Below are 13,414 nucleotides of genomic sequence, written 5' to 3'. Positions count from 1 at the left end.
TTTGTGGTGCGTGTTAATAAGTTTTGATGCTCATTTTGCTTATATTCAACGGCTGGCTTCAATTCAATACATGCAATTTTTTGTAGAGGCTGTTGTGTCTAAAGGTGTTGTTCTGGCGGTTTCCGCTTCCTTCCTGTTTGGCGTGCTGTATTTCTTTACCTCTCTTCTTGAGCCCTTGGATGGCCAGCAGATATTTGCCTGGCGAATCCTTATTTCGTTGCCCTTCATGACGCTGCTGCTCGCCCTGTCCGGGGATTGGCAATGGGTGCCGCTGATCTACAAGCGCTTGCGCGAGAAACCGGCCTTGCTGCCCTGCGTGGTGCTGACCAGCGCGCTGGTGGGGGTGCAGTTATGGATCTTTATGTGGGCGCCGCTCAATGGCCACGGCCTGGACGTTTCCCTGGGTTACTTCCTGTTGCCGCTGACCATGGTCATTACCGGGCGTATCGTTTATGGCGAACGCCTTTCCCATCTGCAAAAGATTGCCGCCGTGTTGGCTGCGGTGGGGGTGGGCAATGAGTTGTACCGCACGGGTGGGTTTTCCTGGACCACCTTGGTGGTCTGCGTCGGTTACCCGCTGTATTTCGTCCTGCGCCGGCGCTGTGGCACCGACAACCTGGGCGGATTATGGCTGGACATGATGCTGATGATCCCGGTGGCGCTGTGGTTCATCCTCGGCGGCCACCCCATCGGCGAGACGCTGGCGCAGCGCCCGGCGTTGTACTGGCTGGTGCCAGTGATGGGCCTGGTCAGTGCGGCGGCAGGTTATTGCTACATCCTCGCCAGCCGCCTGTTGCCCTTCAGCCTGTTCGGTCTGCTCAGTTACGCTGAGCCGGTGCTGCTGGTGGCGGTGTCGCTGATGCTGGGCGACAGCCTCAAGCCGAGCCAGTGGATGACCTACCTGCCCATCTGGCTGGCGGTGGTGGTGCTGGTGCTGGAAGGTTTGCGGCATCTGAATCGCCTGCGCCGCTCGATCTGACCGGCGCGCCCTTCAGCCCTTGAGTTTCTCGGCAATCCAGATGGTATGCCGGGTGCCCTTGTTGCCATGGGCAAAGACTTGCACTTCCTCGGCCTTGAAGCCGGCCTTGCGCAATTTGTCGCTGAACTGCTTGTCGGCGCTGGCCGACCACACGGCCAGCACGCCCTTGGGGCGCAGGGCCTTGGCGCAGGCGCTGAGGCCGCCGGCGGAGTACAGCCAGCTGTTGGCTTTCTGCGTCAGGCCTTCGGGGCCGTTGTCGACGTCGAGCATGATTGCATCAAAGCCCTGGGGCTCGGCCTGCAGCACCTTGGCCACGTCTTCCAGGCGGATCACGGTGCGCGGGTCCTGCAGCGGGTTGCCGGATTTTTCCCCGAGCGGGCCGCGATTCCACTCCACGACGCCCGGCACCAATTCAGCCACCACCACTTCGGCCGTCTTGCCCAGGTGCTTGAGCGCCGAGGCCAGGGTGAAGCCCATGCCCAGGCCGCCAATCAATACCCGTGAACCGGGGCGTCCGGCGACCTTGCGGCAGGGAATCTCTGCCAGGGCATCTTCGGAACCGTGCATGCGCGTGTTCATCAATTGCCCGCCGTCACCGCCCTGGATCTTGATCACAAAATCCTCGCCGTATTCGAACAGGCACAGGGCGCCGCCGTTATCGGGGATCGGGGTGGTGTCGAGCAGCACGAAACGTTTCATGGAAATCTCATTGGGAAGGGCATTCTTGCGCGGTTGGGAGTAGCCTTGGGACTGGTTAACAGTCAGGCCATGGAGCCATCGATGAAGTGCAGCATTCTAGCGGTCATTGTAGGAAGTGTGCTCACATTGGGTGCCGCACATGCCCAGCAGTTGCAACCGGTGCCGAACACGCCGGCGACCACCACCGGCGCGCCGGGCACTGCAACGCCGACCCCCTATCCGCAAATCACCCCGCCAACCGCACCCAAGCCACAAGGGGCTGGGGTGCCGTTGCCACCGATTGAAATGCCCAAGCCGCCCAAGGACCAGACCTTGCCCGGCCTGCAGCAAAACGACAGCAAGCCGAAGGCGGCGGGCTCTTAAACCAGCCCCAGGGCCTTGAACACAAAGGCGTATTCCAGGGCCACATCACGCAAACCCTGGTAACGCCCGCTCATGCCGCCATGGCCGGCGCCCAGTTCGGTCTTGAGCAGCAGCAGGTTGTCGTCGGTCTTGGTGGCCCGCAGCTTGGCCACCCATTTGGCGGCTTCCCAGTACTGCACGCGGCTGTCGTTATAGCCGGCGATCACCAGCATCGCCGGGTAGGCCTGGGCGCTGACGTTTTCGTAGGGCGCATAGGCCTTGATCCGCTCATACACCTCGGGCTCCTGTGGGTTGCCCCATTCGTCATATTCGGTGACGGTCAGTGGCAGGTCCGGGTCGAGCATGGTGTTGAGCACATCGACAAAAGGCACTTCGGCAATCGCCGCCTGGAACAGCTCCGGGCGTTGGTTGAGCACGGCACCGATCAACAGCCCGCCGGCGCTGCCGCCGCTGATAGCCAGTTGTTTGGAGGTGGTCAGGCCCTCGGCGATCAGGTGTTCGGCGCAGGCGATAAAATCGCTGAACGTGTTTTGCTTGTGCTCCTGCTTGCCGGCGCGGTACCAGGCTTCGCCCAATTCGCCGCCACCGCGCACATGGGCAATGGCAAACGCTACGCCACGGTCCAGCAGGCTCAGGCGCGCATGGGAAAACCACGGGTCGAGGCTCGAACCGTAGGCGCCGTAGCCGTACAGGTACAGCGGCGTTGGCTGGCCCACCTGGTCGCGCTTGACCACCAGGCTGATCGGCACCTGTGTACCATCGGCAGAGGTGGCCCATAGCCGCTGGCTGACATAGTCGTCGGCATTGAACACGCCCAATACCGGGGTTTCCTTGAGCACTTGCTGCGCGCCGCTGGCCAGTTCCAACTGGCGGACCTGGGCCGGACGATTGAGTGCTTCATAGCGCAGGCGGATCTTGTCGCTGTCGAATTCCAGGCTGTTTTGCACGTACAGGCTGTAGGCCGCGTCTGGTAATTCCACGCGGTAAGTCGGCAGGCCTTGTGGGTGCACGTCGATTACCGGCAAGCCGCCAATGCGCAGGCTCAGGGTCATGGCCCGGGCGTTGAGGGTCACGCCATCGAGCATCACTGCGTCATCGTGGGCAATCAGGTTGTGCCACTGGTCTTCAGTGGGCACGCTGCCGTTGTCAGCCGCCTGGAACAGCGCAAAGTTGATGCCATCGCGGTTGCTGCGGATAAACCAGGTCCATTGGTCGTCCAGCTTGCCGTGGTCGACATCGTATTCATGGCCTTCAACCCGTGGCGCCAGGCAGGCAAATGCCTGTTGCGGCTGCTCGGCGTCCAGGGCCCAGACTTCGCTGGTGGTCTTGCTGCCCAGCGACAGCAGCAATTGGCGCTCGGAACTGGAGCGGTAGCAATGCAGGAAAAAGCGCCCGTCGGGCTCGTGAAACACTTCTTCGGCGGCTGTGCCGTCCAGCCGATAGCGATACAGCTTGTGCGGGCGATGGGTGTCGTCCAGTTCACCGAAGAACAGCGTCAGGCTGTCGTTGGCCCAGGTCATGCTGCCGTCGCAGTCTTCGAAGGCCAGTTCACTGACCTTGCCTGAAGACAATTCCTTCACGTACAGGGTGTAGATCTCTTCGCCGTTGGTATCCAGGCTGTAGGCCAGGCGCTTGTGGTCCGGGCTGATGCTGAAGGCACCGAGGGAGAAAAAACCACCATTGGCCAGCACATTCGGGTCCAGCAGCAATTCTTCGGCGCTTTCGTCGATCTGCTGGCTGTCGTCGGCCGGGCGTGGGCAGCGGTAATGCCGCGCGTATTCGTCACCGGCAGTGGTGCGTGTGTAATACAGGTACGGGCCCCAGGGCGAGGGCAGTGACAGGTCGGTCTCGAGGATACGGCCCTTGATTTCCTGGAACAGGCTTTCGCGCAACGCGCTCTGCTCCTCAAGTTGCGCCTCTTGCCAGGCATTTTCGGCCTTGAGGTAGTCGAGCACCTCGCTGTTGTCGCGCTCCTGCAACCAGGCGTACGGGTCCTGGCCTGAATCCTGGCGGGCAATTGGGGCGGCAGCGGCGTGGGTCGATGAAGGCATGGATCACTCTCTGTCTGGGGGTGGGCCGACGGCGTTGCAGCCGTGGCACTCAAAAGCCGTTATCATACGGGCCTGTTTGCCTACCTTGCCATGGACACCATGACCGAGAACGACTATCTGACCGCTTGGGGCCTCTACGCCTTCGCCGCTTTGGGCTGCCTGCTGGTGTGGTTTCGCCTGACCCGCTGGATCTGGCGCTGGCTGCGCGAACCGCTGCGGTTGCTGATGGCGGTGCTGCTGTTGAGCCCGACCATTGTCGACCCGGTCAAGGAGCAATTCGCCCCGGCCGTGGCCATCACCGCCCTGGATCTGTTGCTCAAAGTGGGCAATAACGCCTGGCGGGCGGTGTCCGACTTGCTGATGTACGCCATGATCGCCTTTGGCCTGTACCTGGTCTTTGTGCTGATCCGCTGGCCCATCGAACGTGCCGCCAAGGCCCGGCGTGAGCAGAAAGCCGCGGCTGCGGCAGCGGTTGCGGCCGAGCCTGAGGACGATGAACCCTATGGCCGTGCGCCGGCCCCCGTCAGTGGTATGCGGGTCGAACCGCGTCTTTAACGTTGTTTGCCCAGCATCGAGAGTCCTGGCATGTGTGAATTATTGGGCATGAGTGCCAACGTACCGACCGACATCGTGTTCAGCTTCACCGGGCTGATGCAGCGCGGTGGGCGCACCGGGCCGCACCGCGATGGCTGGGGCATTGCCTTCTACGAGGGCCGTGGCTTGCGGCTGTTCCAGGACCCGGCGGCCAGCAGCGAGTCGGAAGTGGCGCTGCTGGTGCAGCGTTATCCGATCAAGAGTGAAGTGGTGATTGGCCATATCCGCCAGGCCAACGTCGGCAAGGTGAGCCTGTCCAATACCCATCCGTTCGTCCGCGAGTTGTGGGGGCGCAATTGGTGTTTCGCCCATAACGGTCAACTCGCCGACTTCACGCCCCGGGCCACGTTCTACCGCCCGGTGGGCGATACCGACAGCGAAGCAGCCTTCTGCGACCTGCTCAACCGCATCCGTGAGGCGTTTCCCGAGCCCGTGGATATCGAGCAGGTGCTGCCGGACCTGATCGCCGCCTGCGCCGAATACCGCAGCAAGGGCGTGTTCAACTGCCTGCTCAGTGATGGTGATTGGCTGTTTTGCTACTGCTCGACCAAACTGGCGCAGATCACCCGCCGCGCACCCTTTGGCCCGGCACGCCTCAAAGATGTCGACGTGATCGTCGATTTTCAGGCCGAAACCACGCCAAACGATGTGGTGACAGTGATTGCCACCGAACCCTTGACCGAAAACGAGACCTGGACCCGCTACGAACCGGGCCAGTGGAGCCTGTGGCGGCGCGGCGAATGCGTCAGCCAGGGCACAACTGCATAAGGACGTTGATTATGTTGCTCAGCTATCTGCGCCTGGTGTTGTTTGCCATTGGCTTGTTGGTCGGGGTGCAAGTCCCGGGGTTTATCAGCGACTACGCCAAGCGGGTCGAGGCCCATTTGATCGAGGCCCAGACCGGCCTGCGCGGTTTTGAAAGCACTGCGCAGCAGTTCTTCAAAGGCGATTTACAGGCCCTGGTCGCCCATTACCGCGCCAGCGATGACCCGGTATTTCGCAGCGACGCCAACAGCCTCGGCAGTTTGCTCGATCGCCAGGTGGCGTTGGACAAGCAGTTCCAGGCCATGCAGGGACCGTGGTACATCCGCGCCTTGCAGGTGGCGGTGGCCGCCGACCCGGATATCCGCCGGGAAACCTGGAATGGCTACAGCTACCAGATCCTCCTGACCCCCGAGGCCATGGGCTGGGGTTTGGGCGGGGCGATGCTGCTGTCGTTCGGCCTGGAGTGCCTGTTCCGTTTGATTGACTGGGTGGTGCTGGGCGGCAAGCGTCTGCGCCAGAGCCGGCCGATTGAAGAGCGGGACCTCAAAGGCCTCTGAATACGCCACAGATCTCAAGGTTGGAGCCAGCTCCCACCGGGAGGAATGCAGCTTCACGCTCTGGCTCTGCTTTTGATCCGGCTTTTGATCTGGCTTTTGATCTTGATCTTAGGCGCCCCGTTAAACCACGATGGCCGCAGGCAGGTATTGCGCAGTGGGCACCCCGGCAGGGATGCCGGGGTAGCCGCGACACGGCCATGGATGGCTGATCGCGGCGGGCCCACGGAGCAATGCCTGACTGCGGGCATGCCGAGCCTAGGCGAGGCACCGAGTGGTGGGGCAAGAGCCCTTTTGGTTACTTTTGGGGCTCTTTTCCAAAAGTGACCCGCCGTAAGGGCGGAACCAATAGCCGCCGTTACCGCAGCAATGGATATGTACACATACCCAGAGGATAGCTGTGTAGATACCCATGCTGCGATAGCGTCACCGCGATGCAACTGATGTACCGAGGTGCTCGCATCGCAGGCAAGCCAGCTCCCACACAAGCCAGCTCCTACACAAACCAGCTCTCACACAAGCCCGCGCCTGCTAGGTTTAATCGGGTTTCTTCTGGTTGAGCACCATGCGCTCTTCACCCACTTCCTCGGCATACCGCGCCGCTACGCTTTGGCACAGCGCGACGATTTCCTCCACCAACTCCACCCCCACCCGCCACGACACCACCACCTGCAGGTTCGGCAAGCGCTGCGCCATGGGCAGCAATATCAACTCACCCCGCGCCAACTCTTCGCTGACCAGCACCGGCGGCAACGCGCCGATACCGAAGCCGTCGCGCAGCAGGCGGGTGATGGCCGACACCGAGTTCACGCAGTTCATGCGCGGCGCCGCGACGCCATGGGCTTGCATCAGGCTCAGCACATCCTGGTGCGGATGGGAGTTTTTCGAGTAGGTGATGATCCGTTCCTGGGCCAGTTCGGCCAGGGAGGTGTAATCACGGTTGTAGATCGAATGGCTGGCGACGATCCAGCCCATGGGGTGGCTGGCCAGCTCCAGGCTGCGCACCGATTCCTGGCGCAGCAGGTCGGTTTGCAGGATCAGGTCGAGAAAGCCTTTTTGCAGCTGATCGCAGAGGTTCAGCGCGGTATCGGCGACCAGCTCGATTTCCACCAGGGGGAAATGGTTCATCAACTCGGTCACCAAGGGGCTGAGCCAGGTATGAATCACCGTGTCCATCACGCCGATACGGATGCGTCCGACCTTGCTGCTGGTGGTTTCCAGCGACTGCTTGAGCCCCTGCATGGTGATCATCATCTGCTCGGCATACTCGAGCACCTTCACCCCATCCGGGGTCAGGCTCACGCCACGCGAGTCACGCAGGAACAGTTTCACCCCCAACTCGCTTTCCAGCACCGCAATGCGGCTGGAGATCGAGGCCTGGGTGGTGAACAGCTTCTCTGCCGTGAGCCGGAAGCTCTTGAGTCGGGCCACCCAGACGAAGGTTTCGAGGAACTTCAAATTCATGGGATCAACTTTTTCTTATGCATGGATCGGTTTTTATTAGTTGGACGCAACAGGGGCTGCGCGCCAAAAATCGGGCTGTCTCACGATAAGCGTCGTCGGGGCTCAGGACAACATCGTTGCGAGATCTTGGTAAAAGATCCCACACTACAAAAAAATAAAGCCTACAGGAGTCTTCACCGTGAGCCGCCTGCTATTGAACTGCGACATCGGCGAAAGTTTTGGCGCCTGGACCATGGGTCTGGATGCCGAGGTCATGCCATTCATTGATTGCGCCAATATCGCCTGCGGCTTCCACGCCGGCGACCCGAGCATCATGCGCAAGACCGTCGCCCTGGCGTTGCAGCATGGCGTGCAGATCGGTGCGCACCCGGCGTATCAGGACCTGGCAGGTTTTGGCCGGCGCTCCATGGCCTATACACCTCAGGAAATCCAGGACCTGCTGCATTACCAGATCGGTGCCCTCGATGGTATTTGCCGGGCCCAGGGTGGCCGGGTCAGCTACGTCAAACCCCATGGTGCGATGTACAACGACATGATGGCCAAGCCTGCGCAACTGCGTGCAGTGATCCAGGCCGTGGCGGCGTATGACGCCAGCCTGCCCTTGATGCTGATGGCCACCCGTAACAACAGCGCCGCCCAGGCCTTGGGGGATGAATACGGCGTGACCCTGTGGTTCGAAGCTTTCGCCGACCGCGCCTATGACAACGCCGGGCATCTGGTCTCGCGGCAGTTGCCGGGCGCGGTGCATCACGATGCGCAGGTCATTCTCGAGCAGGCCTTGACCATTGCCCGTGGCGAAACCCTGGTTGCCAGCGACGGCAGCCCCTTGCTGCTGCAGGCCAACACTCTCTGCGTGCATGGCGATAACGCCAGCTCGGTGGCGGCGGTGCAGCGTATTCGCCAGGCGTTGACGCCAGCATGAACCCAAGGATTGAAGTGGTAGCCATCGACTGCCTGATGGTGCGCCTGTTTGACGTGATCGCCGAAGACAACATGCCCTGGATGCTCGCTGCCACACGCCGCCTGCGCGAGGGATTTGGCACTGCGCTGGTGGACCTGGTGCCTTCCTACACGACCCTAATGGTGCATTACGACCTGCTGGCGCTGAGTCCGGCACAGGCGCGGGAACTGATCAATCAGGCCCTCACGGGCTTGCAGCCCCAGGCCCAGGGCAGCGGGCAGTGTCATATCTTGCCGGTGTGGTACGACCTCAGCGTCGGCCCTGAGCTGACCTTGCTCGCCCAGCGCAGCGGGCTTGCGGTCAACGAGGTGATTCGCCGCCACAGCCAGCATCAATACCAGGTCTTTGCCCTTGGTTTTGCCCCCGGTTTTGCCTTTATGGGGCTGGTGGAAGAGCAACTCGCGGCGCCGCGTCTGGGCACCCCGCGCAAACGGGTGGCGCCGGGCAGCGTCGGCATCGCCGAGCGCCAGACCGCAGCCTATCCGGTGGAATCCCCGGGTGGCTGGAACCTGATCGGGCGCACCCCGGCCAAATTGTTCGACCGCGAGCGCGACGGCTACAGCCTGATGCAGCCGGGCGACAGTGTGCGTTTCGAAGCCATCGGGCGTGCTGAATTTATCAACCTGGGTGGCGATGACACGCCCTTGGAGGCCCAGGTATGAGCCGCTTGTTGATCGAGGCCAGCACCGCGCTGTGCTTGTTGCAGGATGCCGGGCGTTTTGGTGTGCGGCATCTGGGCGTGACCCAGGGCGGCGCGCTGGATTGGGTGTCGATGTCCTGGGCCAACTGGCTGCTGGGCAATTCGCTGGATGCGCCGGTGGTGGAAATCACCCTGGGCGGTTTTACCGTGCAGGCCGAGGAGCTTTGCGTGCTGGCCCTGGCCGGCGCGGACCTGGGCGCGTACATCGACGAGCGCGCCATCAGCCCAGGCCGCAGTTTCATTCTGCAAAAAGGCCAGCGCTTGCGCTTCACCCAACCCCACCGCGGTGCACGGGCTTACCTGGCGGCGCCAGGCGGGTTTGACGCGCCCAAGGTGCTGGGCAGTTGTGCCAGTGTCGGGCGCGAAGCCCTGGGCGGGCTGGACGGTTTTGGCCGGGCCCTGGCTGAAGGTGGGTCCCTGGTGTATTCCGGTACCGGCAGTGAGTTGCGTGAGTTGCCGGTTGAGCGGTTGCAATCTACCGCGCCCCTGGACGTGATCCTCGGCGCGCAGGTCGGCCAGTTCAGTGGCCAGAGCCTGTTCGATGCCTTCAATACCGAATGGACCCTGGACAGCCGCGCCGACCGCATGGGCATGCGCTTGCTGGGCACGCCGTTGGCGTATCAGGGGCCGTCGCTGATCTCCGAAGGCATCCCGTTGGGTGCGATCCAGGTCCCGCCGGATGGGCAGCCGATTGTATTGCTCAATGATCGCCAGACCATTGGCGGCTACCCGCGATTGGGGGCGTTGACGCCATTGGCGTTGGCGCGCCTGGCCCAGTGTCTGCCGGGGGAGAAGGTGAGGCTGGCGCCGATGATGCAGGAGACGGCGCATCGCGAGCATCTGAGCTATTTGCAGCGATTTACGAATCGCTAAAGGCATCGCAGGCAAGCCAGCTCCCACATTTGGACTGCATTCACAAAGCAAAATATGTGAATGCATGCTGAATGTGGGAGCTGGCTTGCCTGCGATAGCGGCGGTGAATCCACCCCCTACTTGGAGAGAAACCGCATCCCCTCTTCAAGCCCGCGCAAGGTCAACGGATACATCTGGTCCTCAATCAAATCCCGCACGATATTGGTCGACGAGGTATAGCCCCAGGTGTCTTTCGGGTACGGATTAATCCAGATCAGCTTCTTGTACTTCTCCATGAAGCGCTGCATCCACACATACCCCGGCTCTTCGTTCCAGTGCTCCACGCTGCCACCGGCCTGGGTGATTTCGTAGGGGGCCATGGCCGCGTCGCCGATAAAGATCACCTTATAGTCGGCGCCGTACTTGTGCAGCAGGTCCTGGGTCGAGGTGCGCTCGGAAGTGCGGCGCATGTTGTTCTTCCACACCGATTCATAAATGAAGTTGTGGAAGTAGAAGTACTCCAGGTGCTTGAACTCGGTCTTGCAGGCCGAGAACAGCTCTTCGCAAGTCTTGACGTGGGCATCCATCGAACCGCCGATGTCGAACAGCAACAGCAGCTTGACCGTGTTGCGCCGTTCCGGGCGCATCTGGATATTCAGCAGGCCGGCGTCACGGGCGGTGTGGTCGATGGTGCCGTCGATATCCAGCTCTTCGGCTGCACCCTGGCGCGCAAACTTGCGCAGGCGGCGCAGGGCCACCTTGATATTGCGCGTGCCCAGTTCCACCGAGTCATCGAGGTTCTTGTACTCGCGCTGGTCCCAGACCTTGACCGCCTTGCCCTGGCGCTTGCCGGCATCGCCCACGCGAATGCCCTCGGGGTTGAAGCCGCCGGAACCGAACGGGCTGGTGCCGCCAGTACCGATCCACTTGTTGCCGCCGGCGTGGCGCTCCTTCTGTTCCTCCAGGCGTTTCTTGAACTCTTCGATCAGCTTGTCCAGGCCGCCCAGGGATTGAATCTGCGCGCGCTCTTCATCGCTCAGCGAACGCTCGAACTCCTTGCGCAACCAGTCTTCGGGAATCAATGCCTGCAAGTGGTCGTCGAGTTTCTCCAGGCCATTGAAGTAGGCGCCGAACGCCCGGTCGAACTTGTCGAAGTGGCGTTCGTCCTTCACCAGGATCGCCCGGGACAAGTAATAAAACTCGTCCATGTCAGCGAAGGTCACCCGTTGTTTCAGGGCGTTGATCAGGTCCAGCAGCTCACGTACCGAGACCGGCACCTTGGCTGCACGCATTTCATTGAACAGGTTGAGCAGCATGGCAAAAGCCCTTATCGAGTGCCGCGACGGCTCATGAACGCCAGGCGCTCAAGCAGTTGCACATCTTGCTCGTTTTTCACCAGGGCGCCGGCCAGGGGCGGGATGGCCTTGGTTGGATCACGCTCGCGCAGCACCGCCTCGCCGATGTTGTCGGCCATCAGCAGCTTGAGCCAGTCCACTAGCTCGGAGGTGGAGGGCTTTTTCTTCAGGCCGGGGACCTTGCGCACGTCGAAGAACACGTCCAGCGCTTCGCTGACCAGGTCTTTCTTGATGTCGGGGTAATGCACGTCGACGATTTTCTGCAGGGTGGTGCGGTCGGGGAAGGCGATGTAATGGAAGAAGCAGCGACGCAGGAAGGCGTCCGGCAGCTCTTTCTCGTTGTTGGAGGTAATGATGATGATCGGGCGCTTCTTGGCCTTGATGGTCTCGTCGATTTCGTAGACGTAGAACTCCATCTTGTCGAGTTCTTGCAGCAGGTCGTTGGGGAACTCGATATCGGCCTTGTCGATCTCGTCGATCAGCAGGATCACCCGCTCCTCGGACTCGAAAGCCTCCCACAGCTTGCCTTTCTTCAGGTAGTTGCGCACGTCGTGGACCTTGTCCACGCCCAGCTGCGAGTCGCGCAGGCGGCTGACCGCATCGTATTCATACAGGCCCTGGTGTGCCTTGGTGGTGGACTTGATGTGCCAGGTGATCAACCGCGCGCCAAACGATTCGGCCAGCTGTTCGGCAAGCATGGTCTTGCCGGTGCCCGGCTCGCCCTTGACCAGCAGCGGACGCTCCAGCGTGATGGCAGCGTTGACAGCCAGTTTCAGGTCATCGGTGGCAACGTAGGCCTGGGTGCCTTCGAACTTCATTTCTCAATCCTCGAACATGACGCCGGTAGTCAGCATGCCTGCGACTATAGCGCGCAGCCCCGGTGACTGTGAACGCAGACGGGTTATTCAGTCTCTGAATGACCAGTCACGCCAGGGTCACTCCGCACTGGGTTTGGGTTGTTCATAGCGGGCGTTGAACGCCTGGACGAAACCATTGCGCAAAATCTGCAAAAACGCCTGGAACGCGCTGATATCTTGCTGGTGAACGCTGCCGCTGAGTTCCACCCGGGTGGCGAACTGGTTTTTGCTCTGGTTCTTCAGCACGGTTTCGCTGGCACCGACCACGGCTTCCCAGATCGAGCGGAAAATCCCCTTGTCCTGGTTCTCCACGTCCTGTTGCCAGTCAAACACCTCCACATCCCGCAGCAGCGGTTTGATATAGCCGGTCAATTGGGCTTTTTCAGCCTGGGCTTCAATCACCACGTCGCCGGTGCCGGCATTGAAGTCGAACTTGCCGTAGGCCGAGGCGAAGTCGTTCATGCGCTTGAGCTGGATATCACGGGCGCGCAAGCGGAACTCGAAGTCTTCAAAATTGCTCAGCGGGTCGAAGGTCGCGCTGGCTTCCAGCGGCGCATGCCCTAGCAACAAGGCCTTGCCGTCAAAGCGCGCATCGCGCTTGCCTTCGACGTCCACCACGTTGGTCAGGTTGTAGAAGCTGGCATTGACCTGGGTGGCGCCCATATTGACCGGCGGCTTGGAGCTGAAGTTGTGGAAGGCGATCTTGCCGTCGTCGATCCGCACTTCGTTGAGGGTAATGGGCAGCAGCTTGCCCAGTTGGGCGCGCCAATCGGTGCCGCGACCGGTCTGGGACGCCTGTTTGTTGGCGCCGCCGTCGACGAAGTTGAGTTCCGGCTTGACGAATTGCACTTCGGCCACCACCGCGTGGTCGTACCATAAGGAATGCCAACTGACCGACAAGTCGATCACTGGCGCCTTGACGAACGGCACGGGCACCTTGCCATCGACCTTGACGATCTGCAGGCCATTGATCCGGTACGCGCCGCGCCACAGGGCCAGGTCGACATCGGTCACCTGGCCACGGTAGTCGCCCATGTCGGCGAGTTTTTCATTGAGGTAGTTGCGCACCAGGTAGGGCAGGGCGATATCCAGTGCCACCAGCACGACCACCAGCCCGGCGACCGTCCATATTGGCCAACTGTAGCGACGCTTCATAGGTTGTTCCTCCCTGTGTATAGGCGATTGACTACACAGGCAGCGTCAACGTTCCTCGACTGGAC

At 61.4% G+C, this 13,414-nt stretch carries 14 protein-coding genes; 8 read left to right on the top strand and 6 right to left on the bottom strand.

The window, feature by feature from the left end; all coding sequences use genetic code 11:
• Positions 1–94 precede the first annotated feature (94 nt).
• Positions 95–979 carry an EamA family transporter RarD gene (gene rarD / locus HBO24_RS24150; RefSeq protein WP_170060467.1) on the top strand — a complete coding sequence of 295 codons (885 nt, stop codon included), beginning with the start codon at positions 95–97 and terminating at the stop codon, positions 977–979.
• A gap of 12 nt (positions 980–991) precedes the next feature.
• Here rarD and HBO24_RS24145 read toward each other — a convergent pair whose 3' ends face one another.
• Positions 992–1,678, bottom strand: a complete 687-nt coding sequence (locus HBO24_RS24145; RefSeq protein ID WP_057441278.1) for a hypothetical protein — start codon at positions 1,676–1,678, stop codon at positions 992–994.
• An 81-nt stretch (positions 1,679–1,759) separates the two neighbouring features.
• On the opposite strand from HBO24_RS24145, the gene HBO24_RS24140 reads away from it, so the two are divergent.
• Positions 1,760–2,041 carry a hypothetical protein gene (locus HBO24_RS24140; RefSeq protein WP_057441276.1) on the top strand — a complete coding sequence of 94 codons (282 nt, stop codon included), beginning with the start codon at positions 1,760–1,762 and terminating at the stop codon, positions 2,039–2,041.
• Here HBO24_RS24140 and HBO24_RS24135 read toward each other — a convergent pair.
• Entirely contained in the window at positions 2,038–4,092 is a 2,055-nt protein-coding gene (locus HBO24_RS24135; protein ID WP_057958811.1) for a S9 family peptidase, read from the bottom strand. The two genes, HBO24_RS24140 and HBO24_RS24135, sit on opposite strands and share 4 nt — an antisense overlap.
• A 90-nt stretch (positions 4,093–4,182) precedes the next feature.
• Here HBO24_RS24135 and HBO24_RS24130 point away from each other — a divergent pair, with 90 nt between their 5' ends.
• Genes HBO24_RS24130 through HBO24_RS24120 form a run of 3 tightly spaced genes read left to right on the top strand, consistent with a single transcriptional unit; the run spans position 4,183 to position 6,008 of the window.
• Entirely contained in the window at positions 4,183–4,647 is a 465-nt protein-coding gene (locus tag HBO24_RS24130; RefSeq protein ID WP_225923868.1) for an MFS transporter, read from the top strand.
• A gap of 30 nt (positions 4,648–4,677) precedes the next feature.
• Positions 4,678–5,454 carry a class II glutamine amidotransferase gene (locus HBO24_RS24125; RefSeq protein WP_057441274.1) on the top strand — a complete coding sequence of 259 codons (777 nt, stop codon included), beginning with the start codon at positions 4,678–4,680 and terminating at the stop codon, positions 5,452–5,454.
• Between the two features lie 11 nt (positions 5,455–5,465).
• Positions 5,466–6,008 (top strand): DUF2937 family protein, encoded by a 543-nt coding sequence (locus tag HBO24_RS24120; RefSeq protein ID WP_170060466.1) that lies wholly within the window; start codon positions 5,466–5,468, stop codon positions 6,006–6,008.
• A 534-nt stretch (positions 6,009–6,542) separates the two neighbouring features.
• On the opposite strand, the gene HBO24_RS24115 is transcribed toward HBO24_RS24120, so the two are convergent.
• Positions 6,543–7,469, bottom strand: a complete 927-nt coding sequence (locus tag HBO24_RS24115; RefSeq protein ID WP_169960399.1) for a LysR family transcriptional regulator — start codon at positions 7,467–7,469, stop codon at positions 6,543–6,545.
• Positions 7,470–7,647: 178 nt separating this feature from the next.
• Between HBO24_RS24115 and HBO24_RS24110 the strand changes: the two genes are divergently transcribed.
• Genes HBO24_RS24110 through HBO24_RS24100 form a run of 3 tightly spaced genes read left to right on the top strand, consistent with a single transcriptional unit; the run spans position 7,648 to position 10,003 of the window.
• The gene (locus HBO24_RS24110) at positions 7,648–8,391 is read left to right on the top strand and encodes a 5-oxoprolinase subunit PxpA (protein ID WP_170060465.1); all 744 of its coding nucleotides are present in this window, start codon (positions 7,648–7,650) and stop codon (positions 8,389–8,391) included.
• Positions 8,388–9,092, top strand: a complete 705-nt coding sequence (locus tag HBO24_RS24105; protein ID WP_170060464.1) for an allophanate hydrolase subunit 1 — start codon at positions 8,388–8,390, stop codon at positions 9,090–9,092. The genes HBO24_RS24110 and HBO24_RS24105 overlap by 4 nt, the downstream gene beginning before the upstream one ends.
• Positions 9,089–10,003 (top strand): biotin-dependent carboxyltransferase family protein, encoded by a 915-nt coding sequence (locus HBO24_RS24100; protein WP_170060463.1) that lies wholly within the window; start codon positions 9,089–9,091, stop codon positions 10,001–10,003. The genes HBO24_RS24105 and HBO24_RS24100 overlap by 4 nt, the downstream gene beginning before the upstream one ends.
• 116 nt (positions 10,004–10,119) lie before the next feature.
• Here the strand turns inward: HBO24_RS24100 and HBO24_RS24095 are convergent, their stop codons facing one another.
• From HBO24_RS24095 to HBO24_RS24085, 3 genes are all read right to left on the bottom strand, one after another.
• A complete protein-coding gene (locus HBO24_RS24095; RefSeq protein ID WP_057441266.1) occupies positions 10,120–11,298 on the bottom strand; it encodes a VWA domain-containing protein in 1,179 nt (392 codons plus the stop codon).
• Between the two features lie 11 nt (positions 11,299–11,309).
• Positions 11,310–12,155 carry a MoxR family ATPase gene (locus HBO24_RS24090; protein ID WP_029292347.1) on the bottom strand — a complete coding sequence of 282 codons (846 nt, stop codon included), beginning with the start codon at positions 12,153–12,155 and terminating at the stop codon, positions 11,310–11,312.
• Between the two features lie 117 nt (positions 12,156–12,272).
• A complete protein-coding gene (locus HBO24_RS24085; protein WP_057958818.1) occupies positions 12,273–13,349 on the bottom strand; it encodes a DUF748 domain-containing protein in 1,077 nt (358 codons plus the stop codon).
• Positions 13,350–13,414: the final 65 nt, after the last annotated feature.

The organism is Pseudomonas sp. WS 5410 (assembly GCF_012985645.1).
In the GTDB taxonomy this organism is placed as follows: domain Bacteria; phylum Pseudomonadota; class Gammaproteobacteria; order Pseudomonadales; family Pseudomonadaceae; genus Aquipseudomonas; species Aquipseudomonas shahriarae.
Note: the sequence above shows the minus strand (reverse complement) of the source record. Positions and strands in the feature narration are given on the sequence as shown.